Genomic DNA, 21144 nt, shown 5'->3' on the forward strand with positions numbered 1-21144 from the left:
TTTATTTTTTAATAATAGGTAAAAAAATATTTAATCGTCACAAAATTAAATTAAACTTCATTAACTTATTAACAAAAAACACGACCATGAATCTGACATAATCTGTCAGATTCACAGTCGCTTTTCACAAACCTAATTAATCGATTTTACTGTTTTTCACGCTATTTGACACAGAGCCTCTAAAATGACTAAAAAAAAGATGGCCAATTTCGCCATCTTTTTTGCAACAGAATTAATTAAAATTATGGCTTTTATTTGCTAGGTGCAGTGTTTCCATCACTAATTCTAATTCTTTATCATTTGTTTGATACGCATCAAGAAATTCTTGATGGTATAGTATGCCCGCTAATGCACCCACAAGTGGCATAATGCGCTCTGACTCGCCTGGTAAAGTTTTTGTAAGTGATATTGCACTTTCAAAGCTTGTACTATTTAGTATAACCCAAATAGTCGCTTCTAGTGTATCAACAACATAACCTGATGTGCGCAATGAATTGGCAGACTCGCTCTTTAAGTCAGGTTTATTAAGAGCTTGGAATGCTGGTAAAAATTGAGCAAAGATTTGATGCTGTGAGTAATATTCATATGAACTACTGACAGCTAGATCCACTGCTTCAATAAGTGGCATATTTTGTAACAAATTATTGACAAGCATCGCATATAAGCCACTGGCAATTAGTGACTGGGGATGATTATGGGTCAAACCAGTGATTTGGTGTAACATTAACATCGCTGGTGCATGAGAGGCAAAGTCTTCACCGTACTGTGCCCGTAAGTATAGTACGACGGGGGTAATGTGCATTAATGCACCGTTACCATTGTCTGACATTTCACGTCCCCCTGAATTAAAGGGGTCACTTGTCCGTTCATACTTATCTAACGCAAATGTTGTTGTACTACCGACTGCGATTGGTTTTTCAGCGTGATTAGTGTATTCACCAGACTGATACCAACTCAGATACCGATCCATCATGTCAGTTAGATTATATCCATATGATAAACTGCTGATTGTTGCTAAAGTTAAAGCGGAGTCTCCACTCCATGATGTTCGCTTACCATCAACTTGCCGTTGTGCTATTAAATCACCAGTAACTAAACCTAGTGTACTGTTATTTAGTGGACTATACGGTAAAACCATGTAAAACTCCATCCTTTCAAGAACATAATTGTAACACTCATGTAAACTGTTGGCAAATTAAGCTGGAATACACTATAATTAGTTTTGTACGTTAAAAGGAGTAAAAAATGACAGAATCACGACAAGTCCAGGAATTTGACATCTTTTCACTAGTATTATTACGCGATCATCTATTACCTGAATTATTACAAGAGGACCAATCTGAGATTACATATTGGGCCGGCAAATCAATTGCAAGCGAGTTTCAACTCGCAGGAATTAATGAAATTCAAAATTTCTTCATGTCAGCGGGATTTGGTTATCTTACCAATACTGATCAAAAATCGTCTGAGCAAAAATGGTTACTAAATGGTCCTGTTATTGATGAAAGATTGCGTAAGCATCCTAATGCAATTTTTGCACTAGAGGCTGGGTTTTTGGCACAAGCAATTCAGCAATTAACGAATACTGGTGCAGAAGCCCAATGGGATGCTGGTAAAGATTCAGTTACGATTACCGTTATGACAGAGGAACCTGTCGATATGCCAAATTAATAAATAAAATTAAAAGACCCATGATTAACATAGATTTTTAAACATCGAGTTAGTCGTAGGTCTTTTTATCATGACATTATTTAAATGAACCAACAAATTTGTAAATTGGGTACCCTTGAGATGCAAATTTATGTTCATATTCGGTTTCGACATTGTCAGCCATCTTATCGTCATCTTCATGTAAGTTTAAAGATATACTGGTTGGCTCAAAACGAATACCAAAGTTAGCGAAGGAATAAAGTGAATATTCAAAAAGTCCTCGATTGTCGGTCTTGAATTCAACTTCACCGCCTTCAGGGAGTACAGCTTGATAGCTTTTTAGGAATGATTTATACGTGAGACGTCGCGATTCGTGACGTTTTTTTGGCCAAGGATCAGAAAAATTCAAAAATAGCTTGCTGACTTCACCCTTAGTAAAGTAAGTATCTACTCCCGCACCATCACCATAGATAAATTTTAAGTTTGGCAATAATGCTTCATCTTCATCCGCTTTTCGACCAGCAACGGCTATTGCAGCTTCCTGAATTTCCATACCAATGAAATTAATTTCTGGGTATTTTTTGGCCATACCGATAATGAATTGCCCCTTACCAGTACCAATTTCAATTTGCAAAGGCTGTTCTTTTTCAAAAACGCTTTGCCAATTACCCTTTAATGAGACAGCTCGGTCTTGATTGATCACGAGATCTGTATGACTTTCTAACCATGGTTGTGCCCATTTTTTATTTCTTAAACGCACGAGTAATTCTCCTTTGTGTGCTTTTATTTATTTTTTGTTTCGTATACAAGAATACCAAAACGCCCCCTATGACGACAAGGCAAATTAGGTTTTGTAACAACAAATTAATGCTAGTAGTAGCCACAAATGCAATGATTAGCCAGATTAACTGGGTTATCACTAGCCATGGTAAGATGGCGTACTGAAATGCTTGTATGCGTTGGCGGCTTGTGATTGGATATAGAAAGTTAAAGACGATATGTTGGTGCAGATTGCTTAGTGGCATTAACTGTAACACTAGTAAATAAAACAATATTATCAATAGAATTGTTTGTAGCCACCCCGTAGTGAACCAGGCAGCCAGGCTACCGAAAATAGTCAGACGGAACCATAGTTTAACATATTGTGTTCGGCGGATAAATGCTGTGACATAGAGAGTAGTCAGTGGATTACGACTATGTCTGCCCCAAACTTTAATGAATGAATCAGCCCAAGATTGCCGCTTAATTTTTGGTGTAATTCCTGGTACATCAATAAATAGATTATAAAATGATAAGACGATGAACTGATGATTTTCTTCTGTCGTAACCAGATGACGCCAATTGATTAATTTTGAACCCTTTGCATCTGGAAATAGACGCTGCTTACTTGCAATAATATAGGTAAGCAATATTTTTAATGCAATTAAAATCACAGTTGAAATTAAAATTAACGTTAGTGAATTTGTGAGTAAGTGAAACATCATCGGCCACAATGCGACTAACAAAATCCCTTCAACGATACCATTAACAATCATACTATATATTGTTGCTTGTTTTAGTAGCGTACGTAGAACCGTTTCGTCTCCTAGTAAGGCCGTTGGATCTGCCTGTTTGATGAAATTGGTTGGGTTTTTGAAAAAAATGAAGGTCACTAAAATAACAATAAGCAGTATGCTTTTGGTCCACATATTGATAGGTGCATTTTGCCATAGTGATTGATACGCTAGACCGCCTGCTCCTGCTAAAATAAACAATGCTAATACAGCATGGTCATTAAAAACATATCTGAGGTATTTGAGATACTGTTGCCACCTCTTCGCAATGCGATCTTTAAATAGATGAGTTAATTTCATTGACATTATTCCTTACTTACGGCTAATTCTGGTACGAGTTTCGTAAATTCACTTGCTGCACCTGCAGCAGCTACTTCGCCATCCTTAAGATAGACAAATTGATCAGCATGACCTGCGATCGTGTCTAAAACATGTGTCGTAAGTAAAAAACTAGTCCCTTCTTTTTTTCGACTATCAATTAATTTTAATAAATCATTGACGGCAATGACATCCAAACCTAAAAATGGTTCATCAATGATGAATAATTTTGCATCTGTAATAAAAGCCATGACAATCATTACTTTTTGACGCATACCTTTTGAGAAATGCGTTGGGAACCATGTTAATTTATCGTTCAGTCGAAAGGTGTTTAACAGCTCTTCGGCCCTTTGCCAAGCAATTTTTTCATCTAAATGATAAGCAGCAATTGTTAATTCAAGATGTTCTTTTAAGGTGAGTTCTTCATATACGACTGGTTGCTCAGGGATGTATGCAAGTTGTGATTTATAGGTAACAGGCTCTTGGTTCAATAGCAAATTATTGAGGATAATACTACCCTGCTTCGGTTGTAGTAGCCCAATAATATGATTGATCGTTGTTGATTTTCCAGAGCCATTTAGACCGACTAAGGCAGTCAATGTACCATCGGGAACGGTAAATGAAATGTCCTTCAAAACGGTTAGTTTGCCATATCCGCCAGATAAGTTTTTAATTTCTAAGCTCATGATATATACCTGTATTTCTATTGTTTATTCTATTTTACCAAAAAACATATCATTATTTATACCAGACAGAAATTATAATTAACTGTATAATGTAGGTAAAGTTAGAGGAGGGATATAAGATGTCAGATGTATTTGATAAGATAATTAATGGTGAGATTCCTTCATATAAGGTATATGAAGATGATGATGTATTAGCATTTTTAGATTTGACGCAAGCAACCCCTGGTCATACGCTAGTTGTTCCTAAGAAACATGTTGCTGATATTTATGAATATGATGAAGAACTAGCTACGCGTGTATTAGGTGTTCTTCCTAAAATTGCGCGTGCAATTAAAGCAAGTGATGATAGAATTATTGGATTAAATATCATTAATAATAATGGTGAAGCTGCTGGTCAATCAGTCTTCCATTCACATTTTCATTTATTACCACGTTATGTTGATGATGGTTATGATATCCCTGTACTAGATAATAGTGATAAGATGACAGAAGAAATCTATCAAGAAAGAGCACAAAAGATTGCTGAACAATTTGAAAGGGATTAATTTATGTTTGAAAAAGCAAAAATACGATTTCACGATTTGAAAAATGCAGTTAAAGGTGAAAAAGATGCTGTTAATTCGATAAAAAAGTCAGTGTCAGATATCCAAGATTCTGTTAGTGATATTAATGAATTGGCGAGCGATTTACAAGTTCAACTTAAAAAATTAGATTTTAAAAATAAACCACATCTTGATCGCATTAACGAGGCACAGACACGAATTACAGACACTCTGGCTGCTTTTCCAAAAAATAAAAAATAAATATGTTGAACAGGCTGGGACAAAAAATGTCTCAGCTTTTTTTAATTCTTAGTCAAGGATTTGTTAGCGATATAAACATATTTTGATCGTTTAAATCTTAAAGTAGTGATGTAGTTCACCTCCTCTTCACGTGGTTAATTATGCAATTGATTTTCATTTTGAATGAGCGTAAAATTACAAACGTTCGTTTTTTAGAATAAATATGCACATTTTTTAATGTGAAGTGAGGTTTTTTTGATGAATCAGAAAGATAGCGCCTCATTTTTCGGTCAACCACGAGGCTTAATGACTTTGTTCTTTACTGAAATGTGGGAGCGCTTTTCATATTACGGTATGCGAGCCATACTGTTATTTTATATGATATACGCTGCTGATAAAGGTGGCCTAGGATTTAACGCGGTAACTGGTGCAGCAATTATGTCCATTTATGGATCGATGGTTTACCTATCAGGTATAATTGGTGGCTATTTGGCAGATCGTATCTTAGGCTCTTGGCGGACAGTATTTTACGGTGGTGTGCTCATTATGTTTGGTCACATTGCTTTATCAATGCCACTTGGAGCACCAGGCCTCTTTGGTTCTATTGTCCTAATTACCTTAGGAACAGGATTATTGAAGCCTAATGTTGCTACGATGGTTGGAAATCTTTATGATAAGGATGATGAACGTCGAGACGCAGGATTTCTATTTATGTTTTTGGTATTAATTTAGGATCCTTTGTCTCACCTATTTTGGTAGGCTGGTTCCAAGTTAACGTTAACTTTCATGTTGCCTTTTCATTAGCAGCCATTGGTATGTTTATTGGTTTAGTTCAATATACGGTTGATGGACGTAAGCATTTAAGTAATGTGTCAAGAAAAGCGCCATCACCATTACAAACTGAAGAAATGAAATCATTAGGTTGGAAACTTGGCCTGATACTTATTGCAATTATTTTAATCTTATTTACTTTAAAGGTTTCAGATGCATTAAATATTGACTCGATTATTAATGTGTTAACTGCTGTGGCTATTTTGGTACCGGTTGTTTACTTTGTCGTCATGCTGACGTCAAGTAAGACAACAAAATTTGAACGTCGTAAAGTCATTGCTTATATTCCATTGTTTATTGCTGCTATGTTGTTCTGGATTATTGAAGAACAAGGATCAGTTGTTCTGGCACTATTTGCAGCAAATCAAACGGCTCTACATGGTATCCCAGCTTCTTGGTTTCAGTCACTAAATCCATTGTTTATTATGCTTTTCACGCCTTTCTTCGTTTGGCTTTGGTCAAAAAAATTACGTGATAAACAACCAGCAACTGGCGTAAAATTTGCCTTGGGTCTAGTATTTGCAGGATTATCATACGTATGGATGGCATTCCCAGGAATGCTATTTGGTGTAAACAATCATTTCAATCCACTGTGGTTAGTTGCCTCTTGGGCATTAGTTGAAGTTGGAGAGATGCTGATTTCGCCAGTTGGTTTATCAGCATCAGCGAAAATGGCACCAGTTGCATTCCAAGCGCAAATGTTAACAGTTTGGAATTTATCAGATGCTACTGCACAAGCTGCTAATGCACAATTAGTAAAGCTTTATTCACCTGATACAGAAGTTGCCTACTTTTTGATCATTGGTTTTATTACTGTGTTGGCTGGTCTTTTGTTATGGGTTGCAACTAAGAAAATAAAAATTTTGAATGATAGTTTAAGTGCAACTAATTAAATAAAAAATACACATTTATACAAAACGCCCCATAAGTATTAGCGATAAAAGCTTAATACTTATGGGGCGTTTTAATTAGTTTAAATATATTATTTGCCTATTTGTAATTTTAATTCCATGACAGCATCACGTAGATTAGCAGCATCTTCGAAGTCAAGGCGCTTGGCAGCAGCGCGCATTTGGTCTTCAAGATTGGCAATCATGGCATTTTGATCATCACGTGCCATGTCTTTAAAGGCAACATCAGTAAAGCTACCCTCTTCTTTCGAATCATTATCCACGTCATGGCTAACAGAAATCAAGTCTCGAATATCTTTTTTAATGGTATGTGGCGTAATGTTATGTTCTTCGTTATATTGCATTTGAATACGACGACGGCGAGATGTCTCATCCATAGCCGATTGCATTGAAGCGGTAACAGAATCTGCATACATAATTACATGACCATTTTCATTACGTGCTGCTCGACCAATTGTTTGAATCAACGACCGGGTATTACGTAAGAAGCCTTCTTTATCCGCATCTAGAATGGCGATCAATGATACTTCAGGAACGTCAATTCCTTCACGTAATAGATTAATTCCAACTAACACATCAAATTTACCGATTCGTAAATCACGAATAATTTCCGTACGTTCTAAAGTTTTAATGTCTGAATGTAGATACTTGACCTTAATACCAACGTCTTCTAGATAGTCAGTTAAGTCTTCAGCCATTTTCTTGGTTAAGGTGGTTACAAAAACACGTTCTTCGTTAGCAACGCGTTTGTTGATTTCACCAATTAAATCATCGATCTGTCCCATAACCGGCCGGACTTCAATTTCAGGATCAAGTAGCCCAGTTGGACGGATGATTTGTTGGGCGACGTTCTCTTCTGGTACACGTTCATTTTCATAGTCACCTGGTGTAGCAGACATGTAAATAATTTGGTTAACATGGTTTTCAAACTCTTCGAGGCGCAATGGTCGGTTATCAAGGGCTGATGGTAGTCGAAAACCATAATTAATTAAGGTTTCTTTTCTAGCACGGTCACCTTTATACATACCACGAACTTGTGGCATCGTAACGTGGGACTCATCGACGATAATGATGAAATCATCTGGGAAGAAGTCTAACAATGTGAATGGTGGTTCACCAGGTTTACGACCATCCATATGACGTGAGTAATTCTCAATACCGGTGGTGAACCCCATTTCTCGAATCATTTCAATATCATATTCAGTTCGTTGCTTAAGGCGTTGTGCCTCAAGTAATTTGCCATCTTTTTCAAGACTTTGCAACTGGTCATCTAATTCGGCTTGAATTGTTTTTAAAGCACGCTCACGAATTGCATCATTTGTCATAAAGTGCGTTGCTGGGAAAATTGTTGCCAAATCTAGTTCAGCAGTTATTTCTCCGGTAAGCGCATCAATTTCGCGAATACGATCTACCTCGTCCCCAAAAAATTCAATTCGCAGTGCTTTAGCATCAGATGATGCCGGGAATACTTCTAAAACATCACCTCTAACACGAAAGCGTCCACGTTGAAAATCAATATCATTACGTTGGAATTGAATATCTATTAACCGATGCATGAGATCATTTCTTTCTAAAATATCTCCAACACGGACATTAATAACATGGTCATAATATTGTTCTGGGCTACCTAAACCAAAGATTGACGAAACTGATGAAACCACAATTGTGTCGTTCCGTGCTAGTAGCGATGCAGTTGCGGAATTTCGGAGCTTATCAATCTCATCATTAATGGATGAATCTTTTTCAATATAAGTATCTGATGAAGGAACATAAGCCTCAGGTTGATAGTAATCATAGTAAGAAACAAAGTACTCAACAGCATTATTTGGGAAAAATTCTTTAAATTCACCGTATAATTGTCCCGCCAAGGTTTTGTTGTGTGATAATACTAAAACTGGTTTATTTGCTTGTGCAATGACATTTGAAATAGTAAATGTCTTCCCCGTTCCGGTAGCACCTAGTAAGACTTGTTCTTTGATACCATTTTTTAAACCGTTGACTAATTTTTTAATCGCCTCAGGTTGATCACCGGTGGGTTGATATTTCGAAACTAAATCGTATTCATTATCAGTATCACGATTAAACATTTATGCTATCCTACTTTCTTGCTAAAAATAAAAGAGCAGCTGATTTAGTTCATATCCTGCAGCTGCTCTTATTAATTCTAATTTGCAAACTACTAACACTATTATAACAAACTAATCAGCATTAAAAATACCGATATAAATACGTTGTAATTTTTCAGAACCGGGAAAATGTTCGTTGAGTAATTCAGGTAATACTTCTTTGATGAAGTAAGCGACACTTGGCATATCACGGAAAGCGAAAATTGTTTCAAGACTTTCTTTATAGATTTCTGTAAATACAGGTTCGGGGTTCCCCTTCTGTAATTCACCAAATGCTTCATATAGCAAATCAACTTTATCTGCAACTGAAAGAATGCGACCTTCTAGAGTATCGTCTTTACCTTCATGTAACCGACGGGTATAGACATCTTGTAACTCTTCAGGTATTTCAGTATTAATGAAATTATCAGACAAAGTGTCTTCAACATCGGCAAGCATATGTCTCAAAGTAGATGATGCATATTTAACGGGTGTTCTGATATCACCGATAAAACGTTCTGTAATATCGTGATTCAATGCCTTTTCATATAACATACGCCAATCAACGTCTTTGCCATGTGCCTCTTCAATATCTCCAAGAAATTGAGCTGCCTCAGTTACTTTCCAAGAATGAGCTGCAACCGAATGTGGTTGGTATTTAAAATATCCTGGCGCACGAGTAATCATCTCTAACTCATTCAATCCTGATAAATATTGATGCATTCCCATTAGTATATGCCTCCTCATAAAATATACATTTGTATCATATTACTGTTAAGTGTATAGAAAAGCAAGAAAAAAAGCCACATCACTGTGGCTCTTTCACTGTATTAATATGAGTTTAGGATAGTAACCTTGTATTTACTATCATCTGATCCCTGAATTAAGTATGCTTGCATACCAGTTGAAGCTTCGATCTTAATCTTTACAGGTACACCTGTTGGTAGATAATTAGGTGCACTCTGTGCGATATAATTAGCAAAACTTTCTATTTCAGTTGCTGAATAGAATTGTGTTGAAACGTCAACCACCAATCCCTTTAAGTTATTACCTTCGTATGATGCCTGTCCGGTAACTGAAGATAGATTAGGGAAGAAACTTTGAATATTTTCTGAGAAGCTAGTGAAACTTTTATTTAACTTTGTTGCGACAGACTTCTCATTGTCAGTGCCAGTTTGCATAGGTAATACAACGGTTTGATCCTTAATATCTGTCCAACTACCAAGGTTGTTACCTGACTTTGAAACATTCCAACTGTAGAAGCTACCACCGGCTAGTGAATCATCCTTTGATTGCGAATACATGGCAACATAAATCGGAATATCATTGCTGATGCCATTCATTTTACGGTACCGTTTAACAACTTCATGGGCCATTTGCTTACCTTGTTGAATACGATCAGAATTGCTGATGTCCTGCGTATAATTAGAACCATATTGCTCTTTTTGGTAAGTGTCTTGTGTATTCATAGCAAGTCCAAGAACAATTCCGTTTAACTTCAAATTATTACCATCTTTAGTCATAAAGTCTTGCTCTTCAATCGTTTGTAAGTAGATTGGATTACGACTATTATCGGTTTTACCATTATCTGCAGGATTTAAACCAGTTGGGTTATCGTTTGATTTACGGTCTAACCAATTATTCGCCGTATCAGTTGTTAAATACTGTCCTTCTTGGAAAATATACTTAGAAGTACTAAAATGTTCCTTTGCAAAGTCTTGTAGCCCGTTTTCAAAACTAACTTGGTTATAGGTGTTGTTTTGTTGGGTTGCAGAAACACCTCTGGCTTTACTCGTTAAATAACGACCATTTTTAATCACTGTTTGATAAGATGAGTTGTTATTTTTTTCAGTTATCTGAATTCCCTTTTTTGAACTACTTGATTTTGTTGCCGTGGTTGTTGTCTTGCCACTATTATTAGAATTTGAAACTGAGGAAGAATTCTTAGAGAAGAAGTTTCCAAAGAAGACTAGTGCTGCAATCAACACCGCAACAACACCAATGGTAGAAAGCCATTTTACTGCACGCATACGTGTTCTCCTTTAATCTAAACCGCGTTTCGCTTAGAAATTTATTGATTACTATCCATAGTATCACGCAATTGTTTTTCTGACCAAATTTCAATGCCTAAATCTTGGGCTTTTGTAAGTTTAGAGCCGGCATTCTCACCCACAATCAACAAGTCTGTTTTTTTAGAAACTGAGCTTGCTACCGTAGCACCTTGTGACTCTAGCCATGCTGACGCATCACGTCTTGAAAATAGAGATAATGCACCAGTTAATACAATTTTTTTACCTGAGAACAATGGATTATCGATAGTTGCTGTTTGAGAAGTAAATTCTAGGTTAACATTAAGATTTACAAAATCATTTAATAATTGTTTTGCTTGTTCTGTTGCAAAATATTGCGCAATGCTGTCGCCAATTGTTAATCCCATACCGGGTAGTTGGGCAATATCGTCAGCTGTTGCTTCCGATATTGTAGTTAAATTACCAAATTTTGCCGCAATTATTTTAGCAGCCTTTGCACCCACGTTTCGAATACCTAAACCAAATAATAAACGTTCTACAGAATTGCTTTTGGATGAATTGATGGCATTTAATAAGTTATTTGCGGCCGTGTCACCGAATTTATCTAAATTGATCAAGTCATCATAGCGTAAGCGATATAAATCGGTTATTTTCGTAATCAATCCATTTACTAATAATTGTGAAATGATTTTTGGACCTAATCCATCGATATTCATAGCGTTTCGCGAAGCAAAATGAGTCAATGATTCTTGTACTTGTGCAGGACAAGCTGGATTAATACACCTTAGGGCAACTTCACCATCAACATGCACAAGTGATTGATGACAAGCTGGGCAATCATTCGGTAATTCATAGACGACACTTGTATCTGGTCGTTGGTTGATGATAACCTTCCCGACTTCGGGAATAATATCACCTGCTTTATGGAGCGTTACGGTATCACCAATACGAATATCTTTTAATTGCAAATAATCAGCATTGTGTAGCGAGGCTCGAGAAACTGTTGTTCCTGCTAATTGGACTGGGTCCATGACTGCAGTCGGCGTAACCGCACCTGTACGTCCAACGGTCCATTCGATATTACGAACAACTGTTTCTGCCTCTTCAGGTGGAAATTTGTATGCAATTGCCCATTTTGGCACTTTAACTGTGTTCCCCAACTCTTCGTGATAATCTAAATGATTAACCTTAATCACAATGCCATCGATACCATATGATAGTGAGTCACGGTTATCGGTTTGCGACACGATATAATTTTCAACATCTTCTATATTAGTCACGACAGCATTTGTAGTATTTGTCGGTAGTCCTAAATCACGTAGTCGCTCTAGTAATTCAGATTGCGAGGTAACATTTAAAATTTGTGTTGCATCAATTGCCTGATAAAGAAATGCTGACAATTTACGTTGCTTCGTGATGAGTGGATCCAATTGGCGCAGTGAACCAGCTGCTGCATTACGTGGATTTGCAAAGGTTGGCAAACCTTCACGTTCACGACTTTCATTTAAGCTAACAAAGGCCTGTTTAGGCATGTATATTTCACCACGAACTTCAATGGACAATGGTTCGTTTAACTGTTTAGGTATGTCATTGACGTATTGAATATTGTTGGTGACATCTTCTCCAATGTTTCCATCACCACGTGTGGAAGCTTGTACCAGCTTACCATTGTCATATACCAAACTTATTGCCAAACCATCAATTTTTAACTCTGCATTGTAGCTTAGCTTTTCGATAAATGATTTTTGAGTGGTTACCATCCAGTTAGTCAATTCATCAAATGAAAAGACATCACCCAAGGAGAGCATTGGTACTTCATGTACAACTTTGGGTAGTTCTGACTTTGTTTTATGTCCACCAACTTGTTGTGTTATAGAATCCGGACTGACTAATCCTGGAAAGGCTGTCTCAAGCTCTTGTAAATTTTTATAAGCTTGGTCATACTCAGAATCTTCAACAGTTGGTGCATCATTTTCATAATATTCTTTCGCCCATTGTTGTAACTGCTTTTGTAATTTTTCTATTTGCTCAGCAGCTTCAGTTGAGTCCATTTGTGCAACCTCTGTCATGATCGATCTCCTGTCTATTTTTCAACTTTACTGATTGGCGCGAAGGCAGCTAATAGACGCTTAATACCCTGATCTGGAAAAGCGATATCTAATTCTTTATCTTCACCCTCACCTGTAATTTTGATAACGTGACCGATACCCCACTTTTTGTGTTGCACTGCATCACCGATTACCCAATCTTTTTTCTCAGCGCCAGTATTTGTAACGTTTGGCTTTGATTGACTGGTACGTTGCAGTGGTTGTTGTCGTTTACGACCACTAAAAGTGACGCCTTGTGCAGGTACAGAACGTTTGTTAAATGGCAAATCCTTTTCACGATTTGTAGGTTGGAAACCAGTACCATCGTATTTTTCATTGATTAATTGTGCATCAATTTCATCAATGAATCTAGAAGCTGGGTTACTTGTTGTTCGACCATACAGTAATCTTGAATAAGCATTTGTTAAAAATAGTTTTTCTTTGGCACGTGTAATTCCAACGTAAGCCAATCGACGTTCTTCTTCAAGTTGTTCATCATCTGCAGCTGCTCTTGATAATGGGAAAATGTTTTCTTCCATACCAACAAGAAAGACGACAGGGAATTCCAATCCTTTTGCCGCATGCAGTGTCATCAACGTGATTTGATTATTACTATTTTCATCAACATTGTCTAAATCAGAAACTAAGGCTAATTCACCTAAGAAATCAACATATTTTGAGATGCTTTCGTCAGTTGGTTCATAATTTTTATCAAATTCTTCAGTAACTGACAAAAATTCAGACAAGTTCTCTAGACGTCCCTCATTTTCTGGCGTCGGTGACTTCTTAAGTTGTGCCTCATAGCCTGATTTCTCTAAAATAGATTTTGTCAAATCAGTCAAGCTCAAATCAAACGACATTTGTTCAATAAATGTTGCCATCATTGTCGCAAAATCGGTTAATTTATTGGCTGCTCTTGCAGAAAGACTAGGAATTAGAGCTGCGTTAGCTGCACTATCTAATAACGTCCAACCTTTTTCCAAAGAAAAGCGGCGTAGCTTCTCTAGAGAAGTTTGCCCAATACCACGTTTAGGTTCATTAACAATACGCAAGAAATTTTCGTTATCTGCGGGATTTGTGGCTAATGACAAATAGGCCAAAATATCGCGAATTTCTTTACGATCATAGAACTTAGAACCACCAATAACAGTATAAGGCATATTTGCCTTAACTAGTGCCTCTTCGACACCACGTGATTGTGCATTAGTTCGATATAGGATGGCAAAATCTTTGTAGTCATATTTTTGCGAATTAACCGCATCACGAATTTCTTTGATAACAAAAAGTGCTTCTGATCGATCGGATTGACCACGATAATAGGTGATTTTTTCACCTTCACCATTATCTGTCCAAAGCTTTTTGGCAATTCGTTCATTATTATGACGAATCACCGCATTAGCAGCATCCAGAATTGTTTGCGTTGATCGATAATTTTGTTCCAGCATAACTGTTTTGGCATCAGGATATTCTTTACTGAAATTCAAAATAATTTGCATGTTCGCACCACGCCAACCATAAATTGATTGATCAGAATCACCAACAACTGCCAAATTACGGTGCTTAGCAGCAAGTAATGTCACTAGTTCATATTGCGCATCGTTAGTATCCTGGTACTCATCGACATGCACATAAAGAAATTTTTCTTGATAGTAGCTAAGTACCTCTTGGTCTTTGTGTAGTAACTCAATTGTTAGCATAATCAAGTCATCAAAGTCTAATGACTGGGCTAAAGCTAAACGATGCTGATATTCTTTGTATGTTTTTCCAACAATTTCTTCAAATGGACCGGATGCTTTTTTAGCATACTCTTCAGGTGTTTCCATGACATTTTTAGCATTAGAAATAGCCCCCAGAACTGAACGTGGCGTATATTTTTCAATATCTACGTTAAGATCTTTTAGAGTACGCTTGATTAAAGTACGCTGGGCACTAGCATCAATAATAGAAAAGTCTTTTTTATATCCTAATTTATCAATGTCTCGACGCAAGATACGTACCGCCAGGGCGTGAAAAGTTGACACCCAAACAGCATTAGCATCATTTTCATCAACTAGTTGCCCAATACGCTCTTTCATTTCGCGGGCAGCTTTATTGGTAAATGTAATTGCTAAAATACGCCATGGCAAAACATCTAAATCCTTTATCAGGTGAGCTACGCGATGGGTTAACACACGTGTTTTTCCAGAACCCGCACCAGCCATAATTAATAATGGCCCTTCTGTTGTTTTAACAGCTTCAGCTTGCTTATCATTCATACCCGCAAGTAACGGATTCATAGTCTGTCTCCTCTCGAATTGCAAATGTCGCTTGATTAATTACGAATTTTTTTACCCCAATATTGGTATAAGTCAACTTTTAAGGCACCATTGTACAACTTACGCTTTTTAGTTGCTTTTTTACCAAAGGCAGTTTCAAATTCTTCATCTGATGTCAAAATATATTTAGACCATGTTGGCATCTTGTTATAAATATGGCCCATTTGGCTATAAAGTTGACGGGCAGCATCTTCATCACCAAGTCGTTCTCCATAAGGTGGATTAGCAACTAAGACACCATTGATTTTGTCAGTTGACCAGTCTGCTGCAGCTAATTGCTTGAATGTTACATCCTCGCCGACACCAGCAGCTTCAGCGTTAGCTTTTGCAATCTCAATCATATTTTCGTCGATATCATAGCCGGTTATATCTAAGGGTTCATCAAAATTAATCATACTGCGTGCTTGTGCCTTTAGCGTTTGACCAATATTTTTATCAAACCAGTCCCAATCAGTAATATCAAACTCACGGTTTAAACCAGGAGCGATATTACGACCTATCAAAGCAGCTTCAATGGCAATCGTACCTGATCCAGCTGTTGGGTCAACAAATGGATTATCAGTGAACCAATGGGCTAATTTGACCAACGCGGCTGCCATGGTTTCTTTTAATGGGGCCCCACCCTTTTCGGTACGATAACCACGCTTAAACAGTGAGTCACCAGTCGTATCTAGGGTAATCATGACATGATTTTTATCGATTGCCGTTTCCAAAACATAGCGTTGACCAGTTTCTGGTAGATAACTGTGAGCGTGATAAGCCTCAGATAAGCGTTTAACAATTGCTTTTTTAGTAATTGCTTGCACAGTTGGTACAGAATGTAGGATAGAGTGCTTTGAACGACCATTTACTGGGAAATTGGCATCATAAGGTAATAAATCTTCCCATGGGAAAGCTTTTGTCTTCTCGAATAATTGGTCAAAAGTTTTGGCATCAAATTCTTGCACAACTATTTTAATACGATCAGCCACACGTAACCATAAGTTTGTGCGATAAATGTCTTCAACTGTGCCATCAAATAAAACACGTCCGTTTTCTGTTTCGGTAGCATAGCCCATTTCTTTTAGCTCACGGGCTACTACTGATTCCATACCAGCACCCATTGTTGCCATTAATTTAAAGTTTTTCATATTCAGTTCTCTTTTCAAGTTGATACTTTTTATTATAAATGAGATTAAAAATTTGGGCAAAAAGAAAACCGACGCCACAAGGACGCCGGCTGCCTGATGTATTAGCTGTAAGCCATGTTTTGTTCCAAATAAAAATTGGCAATCTTTATTTGGTGGTAATCATCTATCTCAAACATTTCTGTTTCCCCGACCATCACTTCTTTTCGCTAGGTCAAGCGCCCCTACCAAAGTTTGGGTTGCCCGCTCGTGGGGTTTACCGCGTTCCATCCATCGCATTTCTTTGATGGTTCGTCACTGTGGCACCTTAGCAGCTTACTAAATCATAGATAAAATCCTTAGATCTTTGGCTGGCCATCATTCAAATCATTGAATGCCTAGCCTTATTTTTTCAGCTAGCGCGAACACTACTAACATCACAGTTAGTGCGAGCATGGACTTTCCTCATGCAGCATAAGCCACACGCAATCACCCACTAACACATCACGAATAACCATTATACACTTATTCAGCAGATTGTGTACTATTTTCTTTAACAATCACATCTTCCACTTCTTCTGCTTTATCATCATCTGCGTTATCTGCTTCTTTATTTTTCTTAAATTGTTCAGATGAAGCACCAAATACGCGGCGTTCCAAATTCGAAAGACGCTTTAAGATGTCCATATTTGTATTAACAGCAGGAGCTGGCGAAGCTTTTGGTGTTGATGATGTCGTCGTTGGAGCTGCTGAAACTTGCTTTGTTAATTCAGCAACTTGATCCTTTAGTTTTTGGTTTTGATTATTTAATTCACTAATATTAGTTTGAAAAGCTTGATAGTCAGAGATAATCTCATCTAAATAAGCATCTACATCCGTTATATCGTAACCGGTACCAATACGTGTTTTCTTAAAATCCTTGTTTAGAATTTCTTCACGAGTATGTTGCACGTTTTCCATCACTTGCACTCCTTAGTTTTCTTCTTACCTTAGTTTACCAGCTTTCTTTATAGATGACAAAGTTAGTTATGCAAAAAATAATATTTCTTATTCTAAATAATCAGAATTTTGCATTTGATATTCATCAGCATAATCTTGTAATCGATCTAAATCAATTAACATAACCGGATAGTTGTGTTCTGAAGCATATTTTTTCATCGCTTGATAGTCAAAGCGAGCTCGCGTATTCTCAGCCTCTCGATCATAGAAAATAATTGCCCTGTCTGTGTGATCTAGCATAAATTGCTGGTACGCTTTTAGTTGTCTTGGCCCCTCATAAGGGGTGTTAAATACAGAACTACTAAAATCGACAGATTGCTTTAATTTAGTTAGTTTTTCTTGCTTATCTGTTTTCCAATTTTTTCCAAAATCGACAAATGGTGTCATTAAAGCAATTTGAAAGTCTGGAAACTTTGTTTGCTTTAAATCTAAGGCTTCTTCAATTGCCCACTGCTCAATACCAAGCTGACCACCAGTGATTAGCCAATTACAATCGTCATAAATGGCATTTGTCAAAAGTTTGTTTATTGCAAAATTTATAATGGTTAATTTTGGATCCTTATTGTTAAAAATACCTAATTCATAATTTCGGAAACCAGTTATCCAAATACGATCCATTAAATCGTGCACCTCTTTCTGTATTTATATTTTTAGTCAGTTTACGGAAACTGTTACTATTGCGCTACTTTTGTTATAATGACAAAGATAAAGTTTAATTATAGGAGTGTGTCATGGCTTTTAATTATCCCAACGGACATTCCTTTAACGGCAAATCTTTCAAACAACCAAGGGTAAGCCAAGGTGTTTCGCAAAGTAAGCGAGGAATGTCATTAGAGACTGATATAAATGCTGCGAATAGTTACTACTTAGCAACTGGGCAAGCGGTTATCCATAAGAAACCAACGCCTATTCGAATTGTTAATGTAAATTATCCGGCTCGTTCTGCAGCCAAAATTACAGAAGCATATTTTAGTCAAGCTTCAACAACAGATTACAATGGCATCTACAAAGGATATTATATTGATTTTGATGCTAAGGAAACAAGTCATAAACGTTCGTTTCCGTTAAATAATATCCATGACCATCAAGTCAAACATTTGAAAGCCATTGCTGCACAACATGGATTGGCATTTATGATAATTAGATTTTCAGTTTTAAAAGAAACTTATGTTGTGTGGGCAGACCTCATTTTCCAATACTGGGACAATCAGGCTACTGGTAGAAAGTCTATTCCATATGAAGCGGTTGTTAAATCAGGTGAGTTGATTGAGCAAAGAATCAGTCCGACTACCCCCTATTTAGTGGCAGTGGATAAACTTCTTGCACGACGTGAACAAAAAGGAGATAACTTAGTATGACAGAAGAGATGTCACGTGTTGAACGGGGACGTAACAGCACGAAAAATAATAAACGGCCATCTCAGCCAAAGCCTAAAAAGTCTGGTTCCAAATGGAAGCGTATTTTAAAGTATACATTTTGGACGATAGTTATTTTAATTGTAGTTGGTGGTTTTGTGGGTGCCGGACTATTTGCATATTATGCTTCTTCGGCTCCTAAAGTTACTAATTCTGCGCTAGTTGGTACATCACAAACTAAATTCTTAGATAAAGATGGTGATGTCTTCTACTCAACGGGATCAAAACGAGAAACGGCAAAGCAAAATGAGATTCCCAAAAAGATGCGTATGGCAGTTGTCTCAATTGAGGATCGTCGCTTTTACAAACATCATGGTGTAGACCCTCGTCGTATTTTGGGGGCTGCCTTTGCTAACGTGACAGGTTCTTCCTTAGGTCTTCAAGGTGGATCAACGTTAACGCAACAATTAATTAAGTTAACAGTATTTTCAACTAATTCTAGTGATCAAACGTTTAAGCGTAAAGCACAAGAAGCTTGGTTGGCTACTAAATTAGAGAAACAATATTCGAAAAATCAGATACTAACCCTCTATATGAATAAGGTATATATGGGTAACGGTGTATACGGTATGAAAACCGCTGCACAATATTACTTTAATAAGGACATTTCTGAATTAACGGTACCACAGATGGCATTGCTTGCGGGATTACCTCAATCACCATCTGGTTATGATCCCTACTCTAATCCTAAGGGTGCCACATCTCGCCGTAACGATGTATTAAAAGCTATGGCAAATAATGATGTGATTTCTCAGTCAGATGCCACGAAATATAGTCAGACATCAATCAAAACTGGTTTGACTTCTGATCATGATGCAGTTGATTCAGAAAGTGAAGATGCTAAGGTCGATGATGCGTATATTACATCTGTACGAAACAAGTTGACTAGCTTAGGTTACGACTTAAATAAAGATGGCTTAGTCGTACAAACTAATCTAGATTCTGATGTGCAACAACGGGCCTATGATGTTGCTAATACAGATGATTATGTGTCATGGAAAGACGATTTGATGCAGGTAGGTTTGACTGTTACCAATCCAAGCAATGGACAAGTAATGGCCCAAATTGGTGGTCGTAAGCAAAATGGTCTCCAGGGTTCAAACCGTGCAACGAATACAAATCGTTCATCAGGATCAACAGCTAAGCCATTGGTTGATTACGGACCAGCAGTTGAAAACTTAAGTTGGTCAACTAATCATTCTGTTGATGACTCAGCATATACGTACCCTGGCACTAATACACCAGTCTATGATGCAGACCGTTCTTATCTAGGTAAGATAACCATGCGTAAAGCACTTGCCCAATCGCGAAACATACCAGCTATCAAGACATTGCAAGAAGTTGGCTATGATAATTCTTCAGCATTTCTAAAGAAATTAGGCATTCCGATTAATAGTGATAAGCTAGTTGCCTCAAGTGCTATTGGTATTGATGTATCCAGTGAGCAGGAAGCTGCTGCCTTCTCTGCATTTGCGAACGGTGGTAAGTATTACAAGCCACAGTATATCTCAAAGATTACCGATCAAAGTGGTGCTGTGAAAGAATTTAAAAATTCAAGCGACACGGCAATGAAGTCATCAACCGCATTTATGTTGACGAACATGATGAAGTCAGTAATTACGGATTCATATGCTAAGATTATTAACACGTCGGATTATGCGCAAGCTGGTAAAACTGGTGTTACAGCCTATGATGACTCATTGAACATGCCAGACAAATCTGCTTCAGACGCTTGGTTTACTGGCTTTACGAAGACGGCCGCAATTTCCGTTTGGACAGGTTATGATGAACCAAACGAAGAAGGACATTCATTGGCATCTGGTGAGCAACAGTTTACCCCTCTTCGTGTATACAAAGCGTTGATGGATTACATTATGTCTGGCGCTGGTGCAGATGGTTCTGATTGGGACATGCCAAATACTGTAAAGAGTTCAACCGTTAATGGTGTCAAAGAATACTCAGTTGTTGGTGCAGATACTTCTTCGGAAAAGACAATTAGTCAAGCGGTTAAAAAGTCCTCATCAAGGTCTACACCATCAAGAAGTTCATCTAGTGCGCAACCAAGCAGTAGCTCAGAGTCATCAGAAACATCTAGTTCCGAAGAACCAAGTAGTAGCTCAGAGTCATCAGAGGAATCAGAAACAACGGAGTCTTCTGAGCAAACTTCTTCTTCTGAAGAGTCAGAAAGCAGTAGTACTTCTGAAGAACCAAGTCAGCCAAGTGAATCAAGCCAACCATCCACAGACAATGGTGGCGGAGATAACGTGCAATAAGCATAATTTAAAAATATGAACTTACGTTAGTAGACTGACGTAAAGTTTGAACGACTAACTGGTCGGAAAAGTTTCAGTATTAA

17 protein-coding genes, 1 other RNA gene and 1 pseudogene are annotated in these 21144 nt (G+C 37.4%); 6 read left to right on the plus strand and 13 right to left on the minus strand.

Annotation, left to right across the window (positions count from 1 at the left end):
- Window positions 1-232: 232 nt before the first annotated feature.
- Complete coding sequence (locus NGR58_RS02895; protein ID WP_258088183.1) at window positions 233-1138, minus strand: ADP-ribosylglycohydrolase family protein; 906 nt, start codon at window positions 1136-1138, stop codon at window positions 233-235.
- A 107-nt stretch (window positions 1139-1245) separates the two neighbouring features.
- Here NGR58_RS02895 and NGR58_RS02900 point away from each other — a divergent pair, with 107 nt between their 5' ends.
- Complete coding sequence (locus NGR58_RS02900) at window positions 1246-1671, plus strand: YslB family protein (RefSeq protein ID WP_258088184.1); 426 nt, start codon at window positions 1246-1248, stop codon at window positions 1669-1671.
- Between the two features lie 76 nt (window positions 1672-1747).
- Here NGR58_RS02900 and trmB read toward each other — a convergent pair whose 3' ends face one another.
- Genes trmB through NGR58_RS02915 form a run of 3 tightly spaced genes read right to left on the minus strand, consistent with a single transcriptional unit; the run spans window position 1748 to window position 4207 of the window.
- Window positions 1748-2410 (minus strand): tRNA (guanosine(46)-N7)-methyltransferase TrmB, encoded by a 663-nt coding sequence (trmB, locus tag NGR58_RS02905; RefSeq protein ID WP_258088185.1) that lies wholly within the window; start codon window positions 2408-2410, stop codon window positions 1748-1750.
- A complete protein-coding gene (locus NGR58_RS02910; protein ID WP_258088186.1) occupies window positions 2394-3503 on the minus strand; it encodes an ABC transporter permease in 1110 nt (369 codons plus the stop codon). The genes trmB and NGR58_RS02910 overlap by 17 nt, the downstream gene beginning before the upstream one ends.
- Window positions 3504-3508: 5 nt before the next feature.
- Complete coding sequence (locus NGR58_RS02915) at window positions 3509-4207, minus strand: ABC transporter ATP-binding protein (protein WP_258088187.1); 699 nt, start codon at window positions 4205-4207, stop codon at window positions 3509-3511.
- 119 nt (window positions 4208-4326) lie between these two features.
- Between NGR58_RS02915 and NGR58_RS02920 the strand changes: the two genes are divergently transcribed.
- From NGR58_RS02920 to NGR58_RS02930, 3 genes and pseudogenes are all read left to right on the plus strand, one after another.
- The gene (locus tag NGR58_RS02920; protein WP_258088188.1) at window positions 4327-4752 is read left to right on the plus strand and encodes an HIT family protein; all 426 of its coding nucleotides are present in this window, start codon (window positions 4327-4329) and stop codon (window positions 4750-4752) included.
- A gap of 3 nt (window positions 4753-4755) precedes the next feature.
- Window positions 4756-5010 carry a hypothetical protein gene (locus tag NGR58_RS02925; protein ID WP_258088189.1) on the plus strand — a complete coding sequence of 85 codons (255 nt, stop codon included), beginning with the start codon at window positions 4756-4758 and terminating at the stop codon, window positions 5008-5010.
- Between the two features lie 237 nt (window positions 5011-5247).
- Window positions 5248-6713: pseudogene (locus NGR58_RS02930) on the plus strand (peptide MFS transporter).
- Window positions 6714-6802: 89 nt separating this feature from the next.
- Here NGR58_RS02930 and uvrB read toward each other — a convergent pair.
- The 9 genes from uvrB to NGR58_RS02975 all read right to left on the minus strand — a co-directional run bounded on the left by uvrB (window position 6803) and on the right by NGR58_RS02975 (window position 17991).
- A complete protein-coding gene (gene uvrB, locus NGR58_RS02935) occupies window positions 6803-8818 on the minus strand; it encodes an excinuclease ABC subunit UvrB (protein WP_258088190.1) in 2016 nt (671 codons plus the stop codon).
- A gap of 111 nt (window positions 8819-8929) precedes the next feature.
- Window positions 8930-9565: a YfbR-like 5'-deoxynucleotidase gene (locus NGR58_RS02940; RefSeq protein ID WP_075269650.1), complete on the minus strand. Its 636-nt coding sequence runs from the start codon at window positions 9563-9565 to the stop codon at window positions 8930-8932.
- Between the two features lie 101 nt (window positions 9566-9666).
- A complete protein-coding gene (locus NGR58_RS02945; RefSeq protein ID WP_258088191.1) occupies window positions 9667-10866 on the minus strand; it encodes a CamS family sex pheromone protein in 1200 nt (399 codons plus the stop codon).
- Window positions 10867-10907: 41 nt separating this feature from the next.
- The gene (gene ligA / locus NGR58_RS02950) at window positions 10908-12935 is read right to left on the minus strand and encodes an NAD-dependent DNA ligase LigA (RefSeq protein ID WP_258088192.1); all 2028 of its coding nucleotides are present in this window, start codon (window positions 12933-12935) and stop codon (window positions 10908-10910) included.
- A gap of 14 nt (window positions 12936-12949) precedes the next feature.
- On the minus strand, window positions 12950-15229 hold the full coding sequence (pcrA, locus tag NGR58_RS02955) for a DNA helicase PcrA (RefSeq protein WP_258088193.1): 2280 nt from the start codon (window positions 15227-15229) through the stop codon (window positions 12950-12952).
- Between the two features lie 35 nt (window positions 15230-15264).
- Complete coding sequence (locus NGR58_RS02960) at window positions 15265-16398, minus strand: THUMP domain-containing class I SAM-dependent RNA methyltransferase (RefSeq protein ID WP_258088194.1); 1134 nt, start codon at window positions 16396-16398, stop codon at window positions 15265-15267.
- Window positions 16399-16501: 103 nt separating this feature from the next.
- Window positions 16502-16875, minus strand: an RNA gene (gene rnpB, locus NGR58_RS02965) — RNase P RNA component class B.
- A gap of 24 nt (window positions 16876-16899) precedes the next feature.
- Window positions 16900-17334 (minus strand): cell division regulator GpsB, encoded by a 435-nt coding sequence (gpsB, locus tag NGR58_RS02970; protein WP_258088195.1) that lies wholly within the window; start codon window positions 17332-17334, stop codon window positions 16900-16902.
- 87 nt (window positions 17335-17421) lie between these two features.
- Window positions 17422-17991, minus strand: a complete 570-nt coding sequence (locus NGR58_RS02975) for a DUF1273 domain-containing protein (RefSeq protein ID WP_258088196.1) — start codon at window positions 17989-17991, stop codon at window positions 17422-17424.
- 113 nt (window positions 17992-18104) lie between these two features.
- Between NGR58_RS02975 and recU the strand changes: the two genes are divergently transcribed.
- Both recU and NGR58_RS02985 read left to right on the plus strand, forming a co-directional pair.
- Complete coding sequence (gene recU, locus NGR58_RS02980; protein WP_258088197.1) at window positions 18105-18731, plus strand: Holliday junction resolvase RecU; 627 nt, start codon at window positions 18105-18107, stop codon at window positions 18729-18731.
- The gene (locus NGR58_RS02985) at window positions 18728-21061 is read left to right on the plus strand and encodes a PBP1A family penicillin-binding protein (RefSeq protein ID WP_258088198.1); all 2334 of its coding nucleotides are present in this window, start codon (window positions 18728-18730) and stop codon (window positions 21059-21061) included. The genes recU and NGR58_RS02985 overlap by 4 nt, the downstream gene beginning before the upstream one ends.
- Window positions 21062-21144: the final 83 nt, after the last annotated feature.

The organism is Weissella fangxianensis (genome assembly GCF_024718545.1).
Classification (GTDB): Bacteria; Bacillota; Bacilli; order Lactobacillales; family Lactobacillaceae; genus Weissella; species Weissella fangxianensis.

What these genes read in the sequence shown, in the direction of transcription:
- uvrB (WP_258088190.1), bottom strand. Translation starts at nt 8,818, where the DNA reads ATGTTTAATCGTGATACTGATAATGAATACGATTTAGTTTCGAAATAT.
- NGR58_RS02910 (WP_258088186.1), bottom strand. Translation starts at nt 3,503, where the DNA reads ATGAAATTAACTCATCTATTTAAAGATCGCATTGCGAAGAGGTGGCAA.
- gpsB (WP_258088195.1), bottom strand. Translation starts at nt 17,334, where the DNA reads ATGGAAAACGTGCAACATACTCGTGAAGAAATTCTAAACAAGGATTTT.
- NGR58_RS02925 (WP_258088189.1), top strand. Translation starts at nt 4,756, where the DNA reads ATGTTTGAAAAAGCAAAAATACGATTTCACGATTTGAAAAATGCAGTT.
- NGR58_RS02945 (WP_258088191.1), bottom strand. Translation starts at nt 10,866, where the DNA reads ATGCGTGCAGTAAAATGGCTTTCTACCATTGGTGTTGTTGCGGTGTTG.
- ligA (WP_258088192.1), bottom strand. Translation starts at nt 12,935, where the DNA reads ATGACAGAGGTTGCACAAATGGACTCAACTGAAGCTGCTGAGCAAATA.
- NGR58_RS02960 (WP_258088194.1), bottom strand. Translation starts at nt 16,398, where the DNA reads ATGAAAAACTTTAAATTAATGGCAACAATGGGTGCTGGTATGGAATCA.
- NGR58_RS02900 (WP_258088184.1), top strand. Translation starts at nt 1,246, where the DNA reads ATGACAGAATCACGACAAGTCCAGGAATTTGACATCTTTTCACTAGTA.
- NGR58_RS02975 (WP_258088196.1), bottom strand. Translation starts at nt 17,991, where the DNA reads ATGGATCGTATTTGGATAACTGGTTTCCGAAATTATGAATTAGGTATT.
- recU (WP_258088197.1), top strand. Translation starts at nt 18,105, where the DNA reads ATGGCTTTTAATTATCCCAACGGACATTCCTTTAACGGCAAATCTTTC.
- pcrA (WP_258088193.1), bottom strand. Translation starts at nt 15,229, where the DNA reads ATGAATCCGTTACTTGCGGGTATGAATGATAAGCAAGCTGAAGCTGTT.
- NGR58_RS02920 (WP_258088188.1), top strand. Translation starts at nt 4,327, where the DNA reads ATGTCAGATGTATTTGATAAGATAATTAATGGTGAGATTCCTTCATAT.
- NGR58_RS02940 (WP_075269650.1), bottom strand. Translation starts at nt 9,565, where the DNA reads ATGGGAATGCATCAATATTTATCAGGATTGAATGAGTTAGAGATGATT.
- NGR58_RS02915 (WP_258088187.1), bottom strand. Translation starts at nt 4,207, where the DNA reads ATGAGCTTAGAAATTAAAAACTTATCTGGCGGATATGGCAAACTAACC.
- NGR58_RS02985 (WP_258088198.1), top strand. Translation starts at nt 18,728, where the DNA reads ATGACAGAAGAGATGTCACGTGTTGAACGGGGACGTAACAGCACGAAA.
- NGR58_RS02895 (WP_258088183.1), bottom strand. Translation starts at nt 1,138, where the DNA reads ATGGTTTTACCGTATAGTCCACTAAATAACAGTACACTAGGTTTAGTT.